We start from the raw sequence: 17211 nt of genomic DNA, 5'->3' as shown, positions 1-17211 counted from the left end.
ATCCGCTTCGTGAGCTTCTTCATGATCTTTCCTTCCGGTTGGTGCGATCTGCACCAACGGCTGCTTTTGCAGGCGATGTGAGGCGCCTGGCGTTGTGTGGCGTTGTCCGCCAGCAGTTCCATACGCTGTATGGAATCGCCCTGCCAGGATAACCATACGACGTATGGAAATGGGAAGGCGGTGACAGTGACTCGGGTCACCCGGACACCTGGTCGAAGGAGACGTACCTGAACACTTCTCGGCAACTGGAAGGCTGCTCCCGGGAGTTCGTCTCCTTCCCCCCTCGCCCTGCCGGCCCGAATACCAGCTCTCGATCGCAAGGCATGCAGGCACTCAGATCTGGCCCCATGCTGGAGAGGAGGGGGGTGTGACAACGGAGGAAGAAGTGATGGAGATGCGGACCGTTGTCGACCTCACACGCTGCCAGGGCTATGCGCAGTGCGTGTTCCTCGCGCCGGAGGTGTTCGAGCTGCACGGCGAGGAGGGGCTGCTGTACGCCACGGCCGTGCCCGAAGACCAGGTGGAGCGCGTGCGCCAGGCCGCGGCCGCGTGTCCGGTGCAGGCGATCCTCCTGGGGGAAGAGGTGAGCACCGGTGCCCGGTGACCTGAAAGACGGCCGCATCGTCATCGTCGGGGCGTCGCTGGCCGGGCTGAGAGCAGCCGAGGCGCTGCGCGAGGAAGGGTTCAGGGGTTCACTGACGGTGGTGGGGGACGAGCCCCATGCGCCCTACGACCGGCCGCCGCTGTCCAAGCAGGTGCTGCTGGGCCAGGCGACGGCGGACACCCTCGAGCTGCCGACGCGGCGGGACCCGGACGCCGAGTGGCGCCTCGGCGTGCGCGCCACCGGTGTGGACCTGCTGGCGAAACGGGTGTCGCTCGAAGACGGTGAGTCCCTGCCCTACGACCGGCTGCTGATCGCCACCGGGACCCGCGCGCGGCCCTGGCCCAACCCGCAGGAAGGCGCCCTGGACGGCGTGTTCACCCTGCGCACGCGCGAGGACGGCGCGGGACTGGCCGAGCGGCTGGTCGCGAGGCCGGAGCGGGTGCTGGTGATCGGCGGAGGCTTCACCGGCTCGGAGATCGCCTCGGCCTGCCGGGAACTGGGCCTTGAGGTGACCGTCGCCGAACGCGGTCCCGCACCCCTGGTGGGTGCGCTCGGCGGCACCCTGTCCAAGCTCGCGGCCGTCATGCAGCGCAACCACGGCGTGGACCTGCGCACCGGGGTGACGGTCACCGCCCTGAACGGCAACGGCAGCTTCACCGGCGCGCAGCTGTCCGACGGCAGCCGCGTCGAGGCGGACGTGTGCGTCGTGGCGCTGGGGGCGATCCGCAATGTGGAGTGGCTGGCGGAGTCCGGGCTGGCGGCGGGACCGCGCGGCATCGCCTGCGACGCAGGCTGCCGGGCCTTCAACATGTACGGGATCGTCACCGACGACGTCTTCGTGGCCGGCGACGTCTCCCGCTTCCCCCACCCGCTGTTCGGCTACCAGATGCTGTCCCTGGAACACTGGGGCAACGCCGTCGAGCAGGCCGAGGTCGCGGCCCACAACATGGTCAACCCCGGACCGCTGCAGCGCCCCCACCTGGCCATCCCGGTCTTCTGGTCGACCCAGTTCGGGCTCAACATCAAGTCGGTGGGCGTGCCCACCTATTCCGACCACGTGGTCATCGCCCAGGGCTCCCTGGAGGCCCGCCGTCTGGCGATGGTCTACGGCTATCAGGGCCGGGTCACCGCCGCCGTCACCGTCGACATGGCCAAGGCGCTCGACTACTACCGGCACCTGATCGAGACCGCCGCTCCCTTCCCGCCGCCGCCCGGCGCGCAGGACCGTGCGATCGCCGCCGACATCACGATCCCCTCCGCCGTACCGGACCCCTCCGTGCTGTCCCACGGCCCGACCGTCGCACTCACCGGTCACCTTCCCGACCGTCGGCTGACGGTGGTGTAGCCCCCGTCCCGCCCCCTACGAGGAGCCGTCATGGACTCCGCGACCCTGCTGGCACGGATCACCGACTACGCCAGCCGTCCCAACCCCTACCCGTTGTACGCGGAACTCCGCGAGGCCGGTCCCGTGGTGCCGCAGGCCGATGGCAGCTACCTGATCGGCACCTACCACCACATCGCCGCTCTGCTCCACGACCCACGGATGAGTGCCGACCCCCGCACCCGCGGCGAGGCGACCCACAAGCCGCCTTTCCTGCGGCTCGACGACCCCGAGCACCACAGGCTGCGCACCCTCGCCATGCGGCCCTTCGGCCCCCCGCACAGCCCGGGCCGGGTCGACGGCATGCGCGGCGAGATCGACCGGATCGCCAGGGAACTGCTGGAGCCGTTCGAGGCGGGTCGGCAGATCGACATCGTCGACGACTTCGCCTATCCGCTGCCCGTCACCGTGATCTGCCGCCTGCTCGGCGTGCCGCACGAGGACGAGCCGCTCTTCCGGGCCTGGTCCGACGCGATCGTCGCAGCCGCCGACGTCAGGCCCGGCGAGGACACCGCCGAGCCGGACAAGGCCGGCGACCAGGCGCGGATGGAGATGGGCGGATACCTGTTGAACCTGGCGGAACAGCGCCGCGGCAAGCCGGGCGAGGACATGCTCTCCGCCTTCGCCAACGAGCCGGACCCGGCCCTGCGCCTCACCGACGAGGAACTCGCGGAAACCGCCGTACTGCTCCTCATCGCCGGACATGAGACCACGGTCAACCTCATCACCAACGGCGCCCTCACCCTCCTGCGCCAGCCCGAGCAGCTGGACCGGCTGCGCCGGGAACCGGAGTTGCTCCCGCGAGCGGTGGAGGAACTGCTGCGCTACGAGCCCCCGGTCCACATGCGCGAGCGCATCCCGCACGCCGACATCGACGTCGCCGGCACCCTCGTCCCCGCAGGCGCGTCCGTCGTTCTGGTGCTGGCCTCCGGCAACCGCGACCCGATGCGGTTCCGCGATCCCGACCGGTTCGACCCCGCCCGCCCGGACAACCAGCACCTCGGCTTCGGCAGCGGCATCCACGCCTGCTACGGCGGACCCCTGGCCCGCATCGAGGCGTACGCCGCGCTCGGCGCCCTGCTTCCCCATCTCGGCAGCGCCCGCCTGGTCGAAGACCCGCCCCCTTACCGGCAGAACGCGATGCTCCGCGGCCCCCGCCACCTGCCCATCCACCTGTGAAGCCGAGAGGGCACGGCGTCCTCGTCAGGCTACGGTGGGAAGGGGACGCCGTACGCTGCCGCGGGCTTCGCCCGCTGAGATGCCAAGCCGACGCTTCACCCTTCCGAAGACGATCGCCGGACATGGTGCCGATTCCCAAGCGCCGAGCCACTCCCGTGCAGGACGGCAGTGGTGGCGTTCGTGCGGGACATGTGAGCGACGAATGTTCGTCTAGGGTGAGCGGCGTGCGTGAGATCGCTGGCGTCAGAGCCATGCCCGGGGGACGTGTACGTGTCCAATTCCATGACCACGGGTTCGTCGTCAGACGCGACCGGCTCGCCGGCCGTATCGCTGAAGCGTTCCTCGGCGACACGGCCGGGTGTGTCACCCTCTTGGTGGTGCTCGCTTCAGTGGGCCTCCACAGCCTGCTGACCAAGGTTGGTGCGCCGCACGTCGTCGCCGTGGGTTGCCTCTGGGTGTTCATCGTCTCGGTCTGCTACGCGGCGCTCCTCGCGCTACTGCGGTGGGCGGCCGAGGCGGTGGGGAACATCGTGGTCTTCTTCATCGTCGTGGTGACGCTCCCGGGTCTGCTGATCCCGGCTTATCGGCGGAAGGTGTTGCGCCGATGGAGCGGTGGCGGACCGGAGTCCGAGCCGGGGTGGGTGCCTGCCACTGCCCTCGGCGGAGTGTGGCTGGGCCAGGAGGATCCGAGCACCGACGCCGTGGTGACGCTCCAGCGCGTCGAAGGATCGGTCGTCGCCTACGCCGCCCGGCCCGACACGGCCCGCGAGTTGCACTCCGGGTTCGAGGCACTGCTACGCACCCACCACCCGATCCCTACGGTGATGCCGCACCAGCAATCCGCGCCAGGTATCGCGCCGTACCAGTCCTGGCATCCGGGGCCACCCCGCAGCTGACGACCATCGGTGTCGTCGCGCGTGCCCGACCCGTCCCCAACTCTCCGCCTCCGGAGCCGATCCGACCATGTCCACCGTCCGTGCGGGTGGCCGTCGTGGATCCGGGCCCATCGGACCGGCTCGACACCAGGGCAGGCGAACAGGCCGCACCCGGAGCCGAGCACGTCGGAGAGAGGCATTCATCTGCAGGCCGGTGCGTTGCCTTCGGAGCCGGCCCCGCGGACCGGGACGAGGAGGGTGAACGTGGCCGGAGCCCTTCTGGTGAGGCTGAGACGGCCGCCGATGGATCGGGCCAGTTCGGAAGCGAGTGCGAGGCCGATGCCCGTCCCGTGGCCGCCGCCGGTGTGTCCCCGGTCGAACAGCTGCGCCGGCTCGCCCTCCACGGCTCCCTCGTCGCTCACGTCGAAGGCGAGGGCGTCGTCCAGGTCCCGCACCACCAGTCGCGCGGTTCCGCGTCCGTGCACCCGTGCATTGTCCAGCAGGACGCCGAGCACCTCCGAAACGGGGCCGCTGGGGACCAGGACATCCGCGGGTGCGTCATGTGTGCCGCACTCCAGGCGTCTGCCGTCGGCGGCGAACAGGCCATGCCAGTGCTCCTGCGTCTCCAGAAGGAGGTGTGCCACCGCAATGTCCCCGGCGGCGGGGCGGGGCCGGTCCGGGGAGCGGGACAGGCGTAGCACTTCCTCCACGGTGTGGTGGAGGCGATGGGTGGTGTCCAGTGCCTCGGTCAGCACGGGGCGTAGTCGGGTGTCGTCGTCCTGGGCGAGCCCCGCCTCCAGAGTGAGTTGCAGGCCGGTGAGCGGGGTGCGCAGCTGGTGGGAGGCGTTGGTGGCGAAGTCGCGTTCGCGTCGTAGGAGTTCGGACAGGCTGCGAAGCATCGCGTTGTGGGTGCGGGCCACCTGATCGATCTCGGCGATGCTGCTGGGGGCCGCCCGCGCGTTAAGGTCCCCTTCGGCGACGGCCCGGCAGTGGCGGGAGAGGTCCTCCAGTGGGGCGGCCAGCGCCCGAGCCTGCCGGCGGGCGACCAGTACCGCGATGGTCAGCGCGACTACGGTCACGCCGAGTAGTACGCCCCACGCGGCCAGGACCCGGTCGCGTACGGCGCCGGCGGGGGAGGACGCGCGGACCACGCCGATCACCCGCTCGGCGTGGGAGACCGGTACGGCGGCGACCAGATCGCCGCCCGACTGCCCCCGGACCACCTCTCCGCCAAAGGCGCGGTGGACCGGCGCGTCCGCCGTCCCAGGGCCGGTGCCCGCCCGCTTGTCCTGCTGCGGGTCGTACAGGCCCAGATGCCCCCCTGCCGGCGCCCTGGGCAGTTCCACCGGGTCACCGGTCGCATAGTCCGGGCTCACCCGTACGGCCGCGGCGAGGGCCGCGCGCTCCAGGGTGTCCCGCTGCCCGGCGTACAGGGAGGACCTGATGGCCAGGGCCAGGGGGACGGCGAGCAGGACCACGGCGACCAACGCGGCGGTGAGGGCGACTCGCGCCACGCGCTGTCTCATGCCCTCATCATGCGGCGGTTCGGCGGGGCGCGCGGGGCTGGGCTCACGCTTTTGCCGTCGTCTAACCCTCGGCGAGCAGGGCGTTAACCGGCCGCTTCCTAGCGTGGGTGCCATGACCGTCCGGTCCGGGGGATTCCTTGGAGGGCAGTGGTGATGGCAGCACACGCACGGACGTCCGCGACAGTCGGGCTGGTGCTCGTCGCAGCGGTGACCGCGGGCTGTTCCGGCTCCGGCTCGCACTCCGCTTCCGGTTCGACGACATCAACACCGCCGGCCTCCTCGGAGCGCGTCGGAAACGGGCAGAACAAACCGACACCCGCTCCCACCGAGTCCAATCCACCTGGCGACATCCCCGACAACCAGGTGTACGTCGTCTACCGGCCGACAGGTGGGTCCTTCTCCGCTTTCACGGTGAAGGTGCCTGAGGGCTGGGCCCGTACGGAGCAGGGCGGCAGCACGGTGTTCACTGACAAGTTGAACACCGTGAGGATCACGGCGGTCTCGGCCTCTACCGCGCCCACGGTCGACTCGGTCACCAAGTCGGTAGTCCCCAAGCTGCGCTCCCAGGTGCCGAAGTTCGCCGCGCCGAAGGTGTCGGAGGTGTCCCGGCACGCGGGCCGTGTCGTCCGGCTGACCTATCAGGGTGACTCGGCGAAGGACCCGGTCACGGGCAAGGTGGTGCGCGACGGGTTCGAGCGGTACGCCTTCTACAAGTCGGGCCACGAGGTGGATCTGACCTTGTCCGGCCCGGTCAACGCCGACAACGTCGACCCGTGGCGGATCATCAGTGACTTCTTTGCCTGGCGGTGAGCACCATGGCGTCCGAGCCGGTGCTGGCCGCCCGTGAGCTGTACCGCTTCTACCGGGCCGGCGAGGAGGAGACGCTCGCGCTGCGCGGGGTGTCGCTGCGGGTCGGGCGGGGCGAGACGGTGGCGGTCGTGGGTCCCTCGGGATCCGGCAAGTCCACCCTGCTGGCCTGTCTGGCCGGGCTCGACGAGCCCTCGGGCGGCGAGGTCCGTGTGGACGGCGTACGCATCAGCCACCGGCCCGAGACCGAGCGGGCACGGCTGCGCGCCCGGCACATCGGCGTGCTGCTGCAGACCCGCAATCTCCTGCCGCATTTGAGCGTGCGGGACAACGTCCGCCTGCCGCAGCGCGCCGCGGCCCGCAAACCCGTCACCTCGGCCAGGGAACTGCTGACCCAGGTGGGCCTCGGCGAACGGATGCATGCGCTGCCCCGGCAGCTGTCCGGTGGCGAGCTGGCCCGGGCCGGGCTCGCCGTGGCGCTGGCCAACGCGCCCGCTGTCCTGCTGGCCGACGAGCCGACCGGCGAACTCGACGGAGAGACCGAGCGGGTGGTCCTCGCCATGCTGCGGGAGCGGGCCGCACAGGGGTGTGCGGTGCTGATCGTGACGCACAGTGCGGAAGTCGTCCGGAGCGCGGATCGGGTGATCACGCTCGAGGACGGCAGGGCAACCGACGCCGCCTGTCCCGCGGCGCAGGGGGTGCCCGATGCCACGGGATGAAGTGCTCGTGACCTGCACCGACGCGGCTCTCACCTTCGGCAGGGGTGCGCAGGCGGTCGTGGCCGTGCACGGCTCCGACCTGGAGATCGGGTCCGGCGATCGGCTCGCCGTCGTCGGCCCCTCCGGGTCGGGCAAGAGCTCGCTGCTGCATCTGCTGGCCGGGCTCGAGCACCCCACCAGCGGCACGGTGAGGCGGGCCGCCTCCCTTGGGCCGTACGACATCGGTCTGGTCTTCCAGGGTGACAGCCTGATCCCCGCGCTCAACGTGGTCGAGAACGCCGCCCTGCCCCTGGTCCTCGCCGACCGGACGGAGCAAGAAGCCCGGCAGGCCGCCCTAGCGGCGCTCGCGCTGGTGGACGCGGCCGATGTGGCGGACCGGCTGCCCGAGGAGATCTCCGGTGGTCAGGCCCAGCGGGTGGCCGTCGCCCGGGTGCTGGCCCAGTCCCCGCGCCTGATCCTCGCCGACGAGCCCACCGGCCGCCTCGACCACGCCACCGGCGGCCGTGTCCTCGACGCCCTCCTCACCGCCGCCGATCAAGCGGGCGCGGCCCTCGTCGTCACCACCCACGATCCCGCCGTGGCCGCCCGCCTCACCACCCGGCGCGCCATGCGCGACGGCTGGCTGCTCGCACCCGAGGAGGTGCCATGATCGGCTCGTGGACGGCCGGCCTGGCCCGCCACCGCACCGGACGCCTGCTGGCCGCGCTGACTGGGATCGCCCTCGCCGTCGCCCTGGTCGCCGCGCTGGGCTCTTTCCTCACCGCGTCCAAGGCGACCATGACCCAGCGCGCCGTGCGCTCGGTCGCCGTCGACTGGCAGGTCCAGGTACAGCCCGGCGCCGATTCCGGCGCGGTGATGTCCCTGGTCCGCAAGGCGCCGGGCACCCGCGCCGCCCTGCCCGTCGGTTTCGCCCACACCACCGGCTTCACCGCGCGCGTCCAGGGCAGCACCCAGACCACGGGCCCCGGCATGGCCCTCGGCCTGCCCGACGGCTACCGCGCCCTCTTCCCCGACGCCATCCGCACCCTCTCCGGCTCCCCGACCGGCGTCCTGCTGGCCCAGCAGACCGCCTCGAACCTGCACGCCGCTCCCGGCGACACCATCGGCGTCCAGTTTCCCGGCATCGGAGTGCGACAGGTGAAGGTGGACGGCGTGATCGACCTGCCCCAGGCCGACTCCCTCTTCCAGACCGTCGGCGCACCCAGCCAGTCCCAGCCGACCGCACCCCCGGACAACGTCGTCCTGCTGCCCGCCGCCAGGTTCGCCGCGCTGACCCGGGGTGCCTCTGCGGTCACCACCCAGATCCACGTGGCGCGCGACGACGCCCGCCTGCCCTCCGACCCGGCTGCCGCCTTCACCGCCGTCACCGGCGCGGCCCACAACCTGGAGGCCCGCGCCGCAGGCGCCGCACTCGTCGGCAACAACATCGGCGCCGCCCTCGACTCCGCCCGCCAGGACGCCCTGTATGCCCAGATCCTCTTTCTCTTCCTCGGCGTCCCCGGCGCGGTCCTGGCCGCCGCCCTGACCGCCGCCGTCGCCTCCGCCGGCGGTGAACGGCGCCGGCAGGAGCAGGGCCTGCTGCGGCTGCGCGGCCTGCGCCCCCGCCAGATCACCGCCCTCGCCGGGCTGGAAGCGGCGCTGATCGGTGTCCTCGGCGGCCTGGCCGGACTGGGCGTCGCCGCGCTGACCGGCCGCCTCGCCTTCGGTGCCGCTTCCTTCGGAGCGGGCGCGGGTACCTGGGCCGCCTGGTACGGCATCGCATTCGTCCTCGGCGCCGCCGTCGCCGCGGGAGCCGTCCTCGTCCCGGCCCTGCGTGACCTGCGCATGGTGACCGTCGCGGAAAGCCGGAAGGAGTCCGGCGCCCGCAGCACACGAAACCCCTGGTGGATGCGGTACGGCCTGGACTTCGCCCTCCTGGTCGGCTCCTGGCTGGTATTCCGCGCCTCCTCCGGCAACCAGTACGCCCTCGTCCTCGCCCCGGAAGGCGTGCCCAGCATCTCCGTGTCGTACTGGGCCTTCCTGGGCCCCGCCCTACTGTGGATCGGCGCCGCCCTGCTGCTGTGGCGGCTCACCCTCCTCGCCCTCACTCACGGCCGCCCCGGCCTGGCCCGGCTGGCCCGCCCGCTGACCGCGACCCTCGCCGGCACCACCGCCGCCACCCTCTCCCGCCGCCGCCGCCCCCTGGCCCGCTCGGTGGTGCTGCTCGCCCTCGCCGTGTCCTTCGCGCTCTCCACCGCCGTCTTCAACGCCACCTACCGCCAGCAGGCCGAGGTCGACGCCCGCCTGACCAACGGCGCCGACGTCACCGTCACCGAACCACCCGGCGCCCGAGTCTCACCCAGTGCGGCCGGCCCGCTGAAAATCTCCGGCGTACGGCACGTCGAACCCCTCCAGCACCGCTTCGCCTACGTCGGCTCCGACCTGCAGGACCTCTACGGCGTCCGCCCCGACACCATCGCCCGGGCCACCTCACTCCAGGACGCCTACTTCGCAGGCGGCACCGCCCGGCAGCTCATGCGCAAGCTGGCCCAGCGCCCGGACAACCTGCTGGTCAGCGTCGAAACCGTCAACGATTTCCAGCTCGCGCCCGGCGACACCGTCAACCTGCGCATCCAGGACGCCCGCACCAAAGCCCTGCGCACCGTCCCCTTCCACTACGCGGGCATCGCCAAGGAGTTCCCCACGGCACCGAAGGACAGCTTCTTCGTCGCCAACGCCGCCTACATCGCCAAGGCGACCGGCAGCGACGCGGTCGGCGCCTTCCTCCTCGACACCGGCGGCACCCACCAGCAGCAGATCGCCACGCGCCTGCGCTCGCAGCTCGGCACCAGCGCCACCGTCAGCGACCTCACCCAGACCCGCGGCACCGTCGGCACCAGCCTGACCTCCGTCGACCTGGCCGGACTCACCCGCATCGAACTCGCCTTCGCCGTCCTGCTGGCTGCCGGAGCCGGAGGACTGGTTCTCGCCCTCGGGCTCGCCGAACGCCGCCGGACCTTCGCCATCGCCACCGTCCTCGGCGCACGCACACGCCAGCTGCGCGGCATGGTCCTCACCGAGGCCCTCCTGCTGGCCGCGGGTGGCCTGGCCGGGGGTGCCGTCATCGGATGGGCACTGTCGGAGATGCTGGTCAAGGTACTTACCGGCGTGTTCGACCCGCCGCCCGCCGCCCTGGCGGTGCCCGGCGTCTACCTGACCCTGACCGGACTGGCCGCCTTGATCGCCGTACTGGCCGCGGCCCTGAACGGCATCCGCGGTGCCCGGCGCCCCGCGGTGGAGGAACTCCGCGACCTGTGAGCCCGCCTGCAGGGGAGCGACCTGTCTACTCTGTTGCCATGGGCACGCCTGCCGCACCGGACCGCAGCCGCCTGCACATCCTGGTCGTCGAGGACGACGACACCATCGGACGCCACCTGGAAACCGGCCTGCTCGTCAACGGCTACGCCGCCACCTGGAGCCGCACCGGCGCCTCGGCCCTGGCGGAGACGGACCGCACCGCCTACGACGCCGTTCTCCTGGACCTCGGCCTGCCCGACCTCGACGGACTGGACCTCGCCCGCACCCTGCGCGCCCGCTTCCCCGACCTGCTGATCGTGATCCTCACCGCCCGCACCGACGACATCGACGTCATCGCCGGCCTGGACGCAGGCGCCGACGACTACCTGGTCAAGCCCTTCAGCCTCACCGTCCTGCTGGCCCGCCTCCGCGCCCACCTGCGCCGACAGACCAGCACGTCACAGCCGCAGCCCCCACTACGGCTCGGCGACCTGGTCATCGACACCACCGCACGCCGCTGCACCCTCCACGACACGGAGATCTCCTTGCGGCCGAAGGAATTCGACCTCCTCGCCCTGCTCGCTCACAACCCCGGCACCGCCGTCTCGCGCGAGACGCTGATGGCGCAGGTGTGGGACGAGAACTGGTTCGGCCCCACCAAGACCTTGGACGTCACCATGGCCGGCCTGCGTCGCCGTCTCATTCAGGCCGCCGAGGAGTCCGCGCGCCCTTGCCGGTTGCCTCACATCACCACGCTCAGGGGACATGGTTACCGCCTTGAGTGCTGCGGTTAGGGCGGTGGGCCGGGACGCAGAGTTGACTGGCCCTGGTCAGCGCCGGTCCCACGGGATTCTGCGGCACACTGAGCCCGCCCGGCCGGGTGGGCCGGCCGGGCTCAGTGCGGTCTGTCAGCCCATGTCCGTCAGGAGGGCGTTCAGTTCCTTCTCCTGCTGGGCAGGCGACATCGGCGGGTTCGAGTGATCGATGCCGAAGGTCCCCAGCACCTTGTCCATCTGGGCGTCGATGGAGGTCCAGCCGGTCTGGTCCAGCGGCTGCAGCGAAGCCTGGTCGGCGTCCCACAGGTCACGCAGCGACTGGGCGGCCGCGTGCGCGCCGGCCGCGTTCCCCGAGCGTGCGTCCTTGAGCGAGGTGGAGGCGAGCTTCTTCAGCGCATCGACCTTGGCGGGCGGGAACTTCTTCACCGCCTGGCCGGGCGCCATCTGGACGGCGGAGGTGTTGTCGGTCTCCGGCGCCGGGCCGACGTGCGGCTGGCCGTGGGCCCAGACCAGCAGGCCCGCGGTGGCGACGGCGAGCAGTCCGAAGCCGACGAGCGCGGTGCGCTCCTTGCGCGGGTCGCTGGTGGCCGGTGCGGCGTGGGTCGCCTCGTGGGTCTCGGTCACGTCCGAGCGCGTCACCGTCAGGTAGACCACCGTCGCCAGGATCAGGCCGAGGAAGATCAGGCTGGTGGTGAACGTGCCCAGGTCGAGGCCGGTCGGGTCGCCCGGGTTCTGGGCGACCTTGGGGGAGGCGAGCCAGTCGCCGATGTTCGCGCCCAGCGGGCGGGTCAGGATGTAGGCGAGCCAGAAGGACAGCACCGGGTTGGCGCCGAACTTCCACAGCAGCGTGATCGCCGCGATGAGGCCGAGCGGCAGCAGGACCGAGACGCCCGGGCTCCAGCCGGTGAGCTCGAGGGTCCAGTCGCCTGTCGCGGTGCCGAGCGCGAAGGTGACGAGAACGGCGAGCCAGTAGAACGACTCCCGCGGAAGCGTCGTGACCGAGTGGATCGACAGCGTGCGCTCACGCGCCCACCACACGCCGAAGACCACCGCGAGCAGTACCGAGAAGACCGCGGAACTGATCCACAGCGGCACGTTCAGCTGGTCGGTCAGGATGTCGGTGTACAGGGTGCCCGTGACACTGACAACGACGACGGTCAGCCAGTAGGGGAACGGGACGTACCGCTTCAGCCGCAGCTGGACAGCGAGGACCACCACGAAGACCGCGGTGAAGATCCAGGCCGTGTTCACCAGGCCGACGCCCAGCTTCATGTTGATCCAGTCGGCGAAGCTCTCACCGACGGTCGTGCACAGGACCTTGATCACCCAGAACCAGACGGTGACCTCGGGAACCTTGTTGAGCATGAGACGCCCGCTGCGCGTGCGTGCTTCCGTTGTCGTTGTCATGCAGGGAGGCTTACGCGAGGAACCTGCACATAACCTGACTACGTGGCCGCCGCATGCGCCGCCGGGAGCGTCACCTCGACATGACCGCGACCGTCCGCGATCGCGCGGACCTCCACACCGGCCGAGGCGGCGATGCGCCGGACCACCGGCAGCCCCAGCCCGTACCCGCCGCCGCCGGTCACCCCCGCTTCGAAGACCCGGTCGACGTCCGCGGGATCGATTCCGGGGCCGTCGTCCAGGACATCGACCACGATGGCCTCGCCCTGGTCGCGGGCGGTGATCCACACCCGGGACTTCGCATGCCGCAGGCCGTTGTCCAGCAGGGGGGACAGCAGCGACACCGCGACGTCGGCCGCCACGGCGACCTCGACCTTCGCGGGGAAGGCGACCTCGACCGCGCGGCCGGCGATCGCCTGCCGTGCGGCGGAGCGCAGATCGCACCAGGTCCCCTTGTCCGTCCGTGCGCGCGCGGCGCTCAGAAGCGTCGTGATCGCCGTATCGAGGCGGTCGACCTCGCTCAGCACCGCCTCCGTCGGCACCGGCTCGCCGGACAACTGCGCCAGCTGCGCCTCGGCCCGCAGGACCGTGAGCGGTGTCCGCAGCTCGTGGGCGATCTCATCGGTGAGCCGGCGCTCGTCCGCCAGCGCGTTGTCGACGCGCTCCAGGAGGTGGTCCAGGGTCCGCCCCAGTTCCCCGAACTCGTCGCGGGGGACTCCGAGGTTGAAGCGGCGCCCGGGTTCGTGCTGGCCCCAGTCGTCGGCGAGGGCGGCCATCTCGTGCACGACCCGCAGCGCGCGGCGCACCACGAGGTGTGCGACACCGCCGGCGAGGAGGATCGTGAGGCCGCCCAGTATCAGGGACAAGGCCAGGCTGCGCTGCTCGGATGTCTCGTAGGGCGTGAGGTCCACCCGGACGATCACCATGACGTGGTGGCCGTGGATCGGGACCTTCCGTGCGTACAGGAGGTAATCGTCGACCGTCGCGGTCTGCGGTCGCCCGGAGTCCGCGAGCTCCTCGACGCGATCGACCAGGCTCGGCGGGACGTTTCCGTCGATCAGGCGGCCGTCGGCATACACCCAGGCGACCTCGTCCAGCGCCTCGCTGCTGTTCTCCGTGAGTACGACACGGCCGCCTTTGGCGGTGACGTTCGACGCGACCGCCTCGGCGCGAGTACGTGCCAGGTCGTGCGCGTCGGCGTCCGTCACCCGGCTCAGCAGCACGTGCGAGACCACGACCAGGACCGCGACCACGGCGGTGGCGATCAGCACGGTGAGCGCGACGACCCGCTTACGGAATCCCGTCACTGCCATCGGTAGCCCACGCCGCGGACGGTCGCCAGCCGCTCGGCCACACCCAGCGGACCGAGCTTGGCCCGCAGCCGGCGCACATAGGAGTCGAGGGTGTTGTCGCTGACCCGCGCTCCGTGCGGCCAGCCGGCGGCGATGAGGGCGTGGCGGCGTACCGCGTCGCCCTGCGAGGCGATCAGGCGGCCCAGCAGCCGGAACTCGGTCGGGGTCAGGCTCATGCTCACCGAATCGTAGGTCACCACGTGCTTCGCCGGATCGAGGACGACCTCGCGGGGTGCGGGCGCCACGGTGGCCCGGCGCAGCAGGGCCCGTACGCGGACCAGCAGTTCCGGGATGTCGAAGGGTTTGGTCATGTAGTCGTCGGCGCCGGCCTCGAAGCCGCCCACCTTGTGATGCAGGCCGTCCAGGGCGGTGAGCATCAACACCGGCGCGTCGACGCCGCGAGCCCGCAGGGCCAGGCAGACGTCGCGGCCGTCGGCGTCCGGGAGCCCGAGATCCAGGACGACCAGATGCGGCGCCGGTGCGAGCTGCCGCAGCAGACTGTCGGCCGTGGCGGCGACGGAGACGGTGTGGCCGTCGTGCTCCAGGGCGCGCTTGAGGACGCCGCGGACCGCCGCGTCGTCTTCGCACACCATGATGAAAGCCACGGGCTGACCCTAGATACTCCCGGCTCAGTTCTCCATCTTCCCAGGTCAACCGCCTGACGGTCGGGAACAGTCCACTGGTGCCGCACGGCCCTGCCCTGCCATGAAGCCGCGACGGTCGTGCGCGAGGGGCCGAGCCTGCAGCAGCGGTGTGCGCGGGAGGACCACAATGGGTCGCATGGGCTCTGTTCAGGAGTACGTCGACGCCATTGCGCCAGGTCACCGTTGGCTCTTCGACCGGGTGAGCGGGCTGATCCTTGAGGAATTCCCGCAGGCGAGCGTGGCGCTGTCCTACGGAATGCCCACCTACTGGGTCGAAAGGCGCAGGCTGCACATCGGTGTCTGGCAGCACGGCGTCTCGATCTACGGGTGGGGAACGGACCGCGATGGTGGCTTCAGCTCCCGCCATCCCGAGCTCATCAGCGGAAAGGCCACCATTCGGCTGCGGTCCACGGACATGGCGGCCGTCACCGACGATGAACTGCGCGCTCTCATCCGTGCCGCGCTGAAGCCCTGACCGGGGACCCGGCCCTGCACGCAGGCACAGCCAGGCGGCCCCTGGATGGCCCGACCGCCTTCCGGCCTCGCGGTTGAATGTGCGGTGACGTTCCTTGGTCCTGCGGTTCCCGGCGTCAGGCCGGGGACGGCGATGTTCTAGGCGATGGAACGCAAGACCGCGCGAGGCCGGACCCGTACGACTCGGTTGGCGGCTGTCTTCTGGAGCAGGCCGTAGGCGAGGACCGGGAGCAGTAGGTGGGGTTTGTCCGGGAGCACGGCGGTGATCAGTACGGCGCTGGCGCTGCTGTTGTTCATGCCACAGGCGAGGGCGAGCGAGGAGGCGGCGGGCGGGTCCAGCAGCAGCCGCGCCGCGCAGCGGCCGAGCGACGAAGGAGCCGAGGGCGCCGCCGGCGTTGACGTACGTCAGGACCAGCGAGCCGGCCAGGGCCACAGGCACGACTGCGCGCAGCGCCTGGCCGAGCAACGACGCGGGCAGGGCGAGCCGGACCAGGATGCCCGCCGCGCAGGGCAGCACCACGCCGACGTAGGTGAAGCCACCGCCCGCAGTGTGGACACTCGCGGCGAGCGAGCCGGCGTAGCCGCCACTGAGCAGCGGAGACAGCAGCTCGATCACCAGCGGTGTGGTGAGTGGGCTGATGAGGGTGGAGGCGAGGACCAGGCCGACCATGGTCGGCCTGGTCGCCGTCGCCCTTGCTGGTCCACACCGTGGCGCCGGCCGCGACGGGCATCGCCGTGATCAGGATCATCGCGGTGACCAGGCCGCTGCCGCCGTCGGAGTCGGGCGAGGCGTGCAGCAGGACCGCGATGAGCGGGATGACCAGCAACGGGATCGCCAGGTGCAGCGCGAGCCCGGCGAGCAGTGATGCTCGGACGCCGCAGGACTCGGACCAGCTCACGGACGGGGACCTGGAGTCCGGATGAGAACAACATCAGCCACAGCAGGCATGGTGCGGTGGACACCGGCAGTCGGATCAGTGGTCCCAGCGGCAGTGCGGGGGAGTGGCGCAGCCACAGGCCGGGGCCCGGCACGAGCAGGGCTGCGGCGTACGACAGGACGACGGCCCGGCCCAGACGGCGCCGCAGCCAGGCGGTCGCACGGTCAGTGGGCGCCGGTGTGGCGGTGGGAGCTGGTGCGTGCATGGCGGTCTTCTTCCGTCGCGGGGGAAGGGGCGGGACGGAAGACTGTTATGCGGAGACCATGTGCGTGCGTGTGCAGGGAGCCATGGCGCGCGCACCGGAACGGGCGGGGCGGGTGATCCACGGCGGCAGTCAGGATGTGTTCAGGCACCCGGTGCCACGGTCGGGCAACATGAGGATCCGGTGCTTGAGGAGGTCGGCCGGGCAGCCCCTCCCGTCACCGCCTGCGCTGGAACAAGGTGCCCGAGGTCACCGTCTGCTTCTGGGTGATCAAGGTGCTGTGCACCACGGTCGGCGAGACCGCCGCCGGCCTTCTGAACGAGAAGGCCGGCCTCGGGCTGACCGGAGTCTCGCTGCTGATGAGCGTGCTGCTCACCGTCGTCCTGGCGGTGCAGTTCCGCACAAAGGGCTACCGCCCGGGCGTGTACTGGCCCGCCGTCGCCCTGATCAGCGTCGTCGGCACCCTGGTCAGCGACTGCCTCACCGACAACATGGGCGTGTCGCTGGGGACCACCACCACGGTCTTTGCGATCGCCCTGGTGATTGTCTTCGCCCTCTGGCACCGCGCCGAGCGCACCCTGTCGATCCACCACATCGACACCACCCGCCGCGAGGCGTTCTACTGGCTCGCCGTCCTGTTCACCTTCGCATTCGGCACCTCCGCCGACGACCTGGTCGCCGAGGAGATAGACCTCGGCTACTGGGTGTCGGCCGCGCTCTTCGCCGCGGCCATCGCCGCGATCGCCCTCGCCTGGTGCTCCCTCGACCTGAACGCGGTCTGGAGTTTCTGTCGTTCGCTGCATTGTGCGGGGTCAGCCCGGTCGGGTATTCGTCGGGCCGTCGGAACTCGCGTCGGCTCAACCATGGCGGCGACCGCCAAGCCAACGCCGCACTGCACCGCATCGTGTTCACCCGCCTGCGCTACGGCCCGCGCACGCAGATCATCTCGTGGCGGCTTTTGGGCTCACCTTGGCAGGACCCCGCCTTGACCCCTCCCTGTCCGGCCGCCGGCGTCATCGGATCGTCCCCGGACACCCGTTGTGGTGCCCCGACC

At 71.2% G+C, this 17211-nt stretch carries 14 protein-coding genes and 3 pseudogenes; 12 read left to right on the top strand and 5 right to left on the bottom strand.

What is annotated here, in order from left to right:
* Nucleotides 1–394: 394 nt before the first annotated feature.
* From ACFYZB_RS42120 to ACFYZB_RS42105, 4 genes are all read left to right on the top strand, one after another.
* Nucleotides 395–604 carry a ferredoxin gene (locus ACFYZB_RS42120; protein WP_362159889.1) on the top strand — a complete coding sequence of 70 codons (210 nt, stop codon included), beginning with the start codon at nucleotides 395–397 and terminating at the stop codon, nucleotides 602–604.
* Nucleotides 594–1949: an NAD(P)/FAD-dependent oxidoreductase gene (locus tag ACFYZB_RS42115; RefSeq protein ID WP_388767178.1), complete on the top strand. Its 1356-nt coding sequence runs from the start codon at nucleotides 594–596 to the stop codon at nucleotides 1947–1949. The genes ACFYZB_RS42120 and ACFYZB_RS42115 overlap by 11 nt, the downstream gene beginning before the upstream one ends.
* A gap of 30 nt (nucleotides 1950–1979) precedes the next feature.
* Entirely contained in the window at nucleotides 1980–3164 is a 1185-nt protein-coding gene (locus ACFYZB_RS42110; protein WP_388767176.1) for a cytochrome P450, read from the top strand.
* A gap of 377 nt (nucleotides 3165–3541) precedes the next feature.
* Nucleotides 3542–4060 carry a hypothetical protein gene (locus tag ACFYZB_RS42105; RefSeq protein WP_388767175.1) on the top strand — a complete coding sequence of 173 codons (519 nt, stop codon included), beginning with the start codon at nucleotides 3542–3544 and terminating at the stop codon, nucleotides 4058–4060.
* 179 nt (nucleotides 4061–4239) lie between these two features.
* On the opposite strand, the gene ACFYZB_RS42100 is transcribed toward ACFYZB_RS42105, so the two are convergent.
* On the bottom strand, nucleotides 4240–5565 hold the full coding sequence (locus ACFYZB_RS42100) for a sensor histidine kinase (RefSeq protein WP_388767174.1): 1326 nt from the start codon (nucleotides 5563–5565) through the stop codon (nucleotides 4240–4242).
* 153 nt (nucleotides 5566–5718) lie between these two features.
* Here ACFYZB_RS42100 and ACFYZB_RS42095 point away from each other — a divergent pair, with 153 nt between their 5' ends.
* From ACFYZB_RS42095 to ACFYZB_RS42075, 5 genes are read left to right on the top strand one after another with little or no spacing between them, the layout of a single operon-like run.
* Nucleotides 5719–6375, top strand: coding sequence for a hypothetical protein (locus tag ACFYZB_RS42095; RefSeq protein ID WP_388767173.1), 657 nt, complete (start codon nucleotides 5719–5721; stop codon nucleotides 6373–6375).
* Nucleotides 6376–6380: 5 nt separating this feature from the next.
* Entirely contained in the window at nucleotides 6381–7091 is a 711-nt protein-coding gene (locus ACFYZB_RS42090) for an ABC transporter ATP-binding protein (RefSeq protein ID WP_388767171.1), read from the top strand.
* Nucleotides 7078–7740 carry an ABC transporter ATP-binding protein gene (locus ACFYZB_RS42085; RefSeq protein ID WP_388767170.1) on the top strand — a complete coding sequence of 221 codons (663 nt, stop codon included), beginning with the start codon at nucleotides 7078–7080 and terminating at the stop codon, nucleotides 7738–7740. Before ACFYZB_RS42090 ends, ACFYZB_RS42085 begins: the two co-directional genes overlap by 14 nt.
* A complete protein-coding gene (locus ACFYZB_RS42080) occupies nucleotides 7737–10388 on the top strand; it encodes an FtsX-like permease family protein (RefSeq protein ID WP_388767169.1) in 2652 nt (883 codons plus the stop codon). The genes ACFYZB_RS42085 and ACFYZB_RS42080 overlap by 4 nt, the downstream gene beginning before the upstream one ends.
* 38 nt (nucleotides 10389–10426) lie before the next feature.
* Complete coding sequence (locus ACFYZB_RS42075) at nucleotides 10427–11161, top strand: response regulator transcription factor (RefSeq protein WP_388767168.1); 735 nt, start codon at nucleotides 10427–10429, stop codon at nucleotides 11159–11161.
* 114 nt (nucleotides 11162–11275) lie between these two features.
* On the opposite strand, the gene ACFYZB_RS42070 is transcribed toward ACFYZB_RS42075, so the two are convergent.
* From ACFYZB_RS42070 to ACFYZB_RS42060, 3 genes are read right to left on the bottom strand one after another with little or no spacing between them, the layout of a single operon-like run.
* On the bottom strand, nucleotides 11276–12550 hold the full coding sequence (locus tag ACFYZB_RS42070) for a hypothetical protein (RefSeq protein ID WP_388767167.1): 1275 nt from the start codon (nucleotides 12548–12550) through the stop codon (nucleotides 11276–11278).
* A 38-nt stretch (nucleotides 12551–12588) separates the two neighbouring features.
* Entirely contained in the window at nucleotides 12589–13860 is a 1272-nt protein-coding gene (locus ACFYZB_RS42065; protein WP_388767166.1) for a sensor histidine kinase, read from the bottom strand.
* Nucleotides 13851–14504 carry a response regulator transcription factor gene (locus tag ACFYZB_RS42060; protein WP_351204559.1) on the bottom strand — a complete coding sequence of 218 codons (654 nt, stop codon included), beginning with the start codon at nucleotides 14502–14504 and terminating at the stop codon, nucleotides 13851–13853. The genes ACFYZB_RS42065 and ACFYZB_RS42060 overlap by 10 nt, the downstream gene beginning before the upstream one ends.
* Nucleotides 14505–14679: 175 nt before the next feature.
* On the opposite strand from ACFYZB_RS42060, the gene ACFYZB_RS42055 reads away from it, so the two are divergent.
* Complete coding sequence (locus tag ACFYZB_RS42055; protein WP_388767165.1) at nucleotides 14680–15018, top strand: DUF1801 domain-containing protein; 339 nt, start codon at nucleotides 14680–14682, stop codon at nucleotides 15016–15018.
* Nucleotides 15019–15155: 137 nt separating this feature from the next.
* On the opposite strand, the pseudogene ACFYZB_RS42050 reads toward ACFYZB_RS42055, so the two are convergent.
* Nucleotides 15156–16160: pseudogene (locus ACFYZB_RS42050) on the bottom strand (sodium-dependent transporter).
* A 236-nt stretch (nucleotides 16161–16396) separates the two neighbouring features.
* On the opposite strand from ACFYZB_RS42050, the pseudogene ACFYZB_RS42045 reads away from it, so the two are divergent.
* Together ACFYZB_RS42045 and ACFYZB_RS42040 are read left to right on the top strand one after the other, a co-directional pair.
* Nucleotides 16397–16945: pseudogene (locus tag ACFYZB_RS42045) on the top strand (hypothetical protein); the annotation flags it as partial.
* Nucleotides 16912–17034, top strand: a pseudogene (locus ACFYZB_RS42040) (transposase); the annotation flags it as partial. The pseudogenes ACFYZB_RS42045 and ACFYZB_RS42040, both read left to right, overlap by 34 nt.
* Nucleotides 17035–17211: the final 177 nt, after the last annotated feature.

The sequence above is a fragment of the Streptomyces sp. NPDC001852 genome (assembly GCF_042891825.1).
Lineage (GTDB): Bacteria > Actinomycetota > Actinomycetes > Streptomycetales > Streptomycetaceae > Streptomyces.
The sequence above is the reverse complement of the archived record's forward strand: the minus strand, read 5'-3'. Positions and strand labels throughout refer to the sequence as shown.

Excerpts from the sequence above, each read along its gene's own strand:
- ACFYZB_RS42120 (WP_362159889.1), top strand. The coding sequence starts at position 395 with ATGCGGACCGTTGTCGACCTCACACGCTGCCAGGGCTATGCGCAGTGC.
- ACFYZB_RS42110 (WP_388767176.1), top strand. The coding sequence starts at position 1,980 with ATGGACTCCGCGACCCTGCTGGCACGGATCACCGACTACGCCAGCCGT.
- ACFYZB_RS42100 (WP_388767174.1), bottom strand. The coding sequence starts at position 5,565 with ATGAGACAGCGCGTGGCGCGAGTCGCCCTCACCGCCGCGTTGGTCGCC.
- ACFYZB_RS42095 (WP_388767173.1), top strand. The coding sequence starts at position 5,719 with ATGGCAGCACACGCACGGACGTCCGCGACAGTCGGGCTGGTGCTCGTC.
- ACFYZB_RS42090 (WP_388767171.1), top strand. The coding sequence starts at position 6,381 with ATGGCGTCCGAGCCGGTGCTGGCCGCCCGTGAGCTGTACCGCTTCTAC.
- ACFYZB_RS42085 (WP_388767170.1), top strand. The coding sequence starts at position 7,078 with ATGCCACGGGATGAAGTGCTCGTGACCTGCACCGACGCGGCTCTCACC.
- ACFYZB_RS42080 (WP_388767169.1), top strand. The coding sequence starts at position 7,737 with ATGATCGGCTCGTGGACGGCCGGCCTGGCCCGCCACCGCACCGGACGC.
- ACFYZB_RS42075 (WP_388767168.1), top strand. The coding sequence starts at position 10,427 with ATGGGCACGCCTGCCGCACCGGACCGCAGCCGCCTGCACATCCTGGTC.
- ACFYZB_RS42070 (WP_388767167.1), bottom strand. The coding sequence starts at position 12,550 with ATGACAACGACAACGGAAGCACGCACGCGCAGCGGGCGTCTCATGCTC.
- ACFYZB_RS42065 (WP_388767166.1), bottom strand. The coding sequence starts at position 13,860 with ATGGCAGTGACGGGATTCCGTAAGCGGGTCGTCGCGCTCACCGTGCTG.
- ACFYZB_RS42055 (WP_388767165.1), top strand. The coding sequence starts at position 14,680 with ATGGGCTCTGTTCAGGAGTACGTCGACGCCATTGCGCCAGGTCACCGT.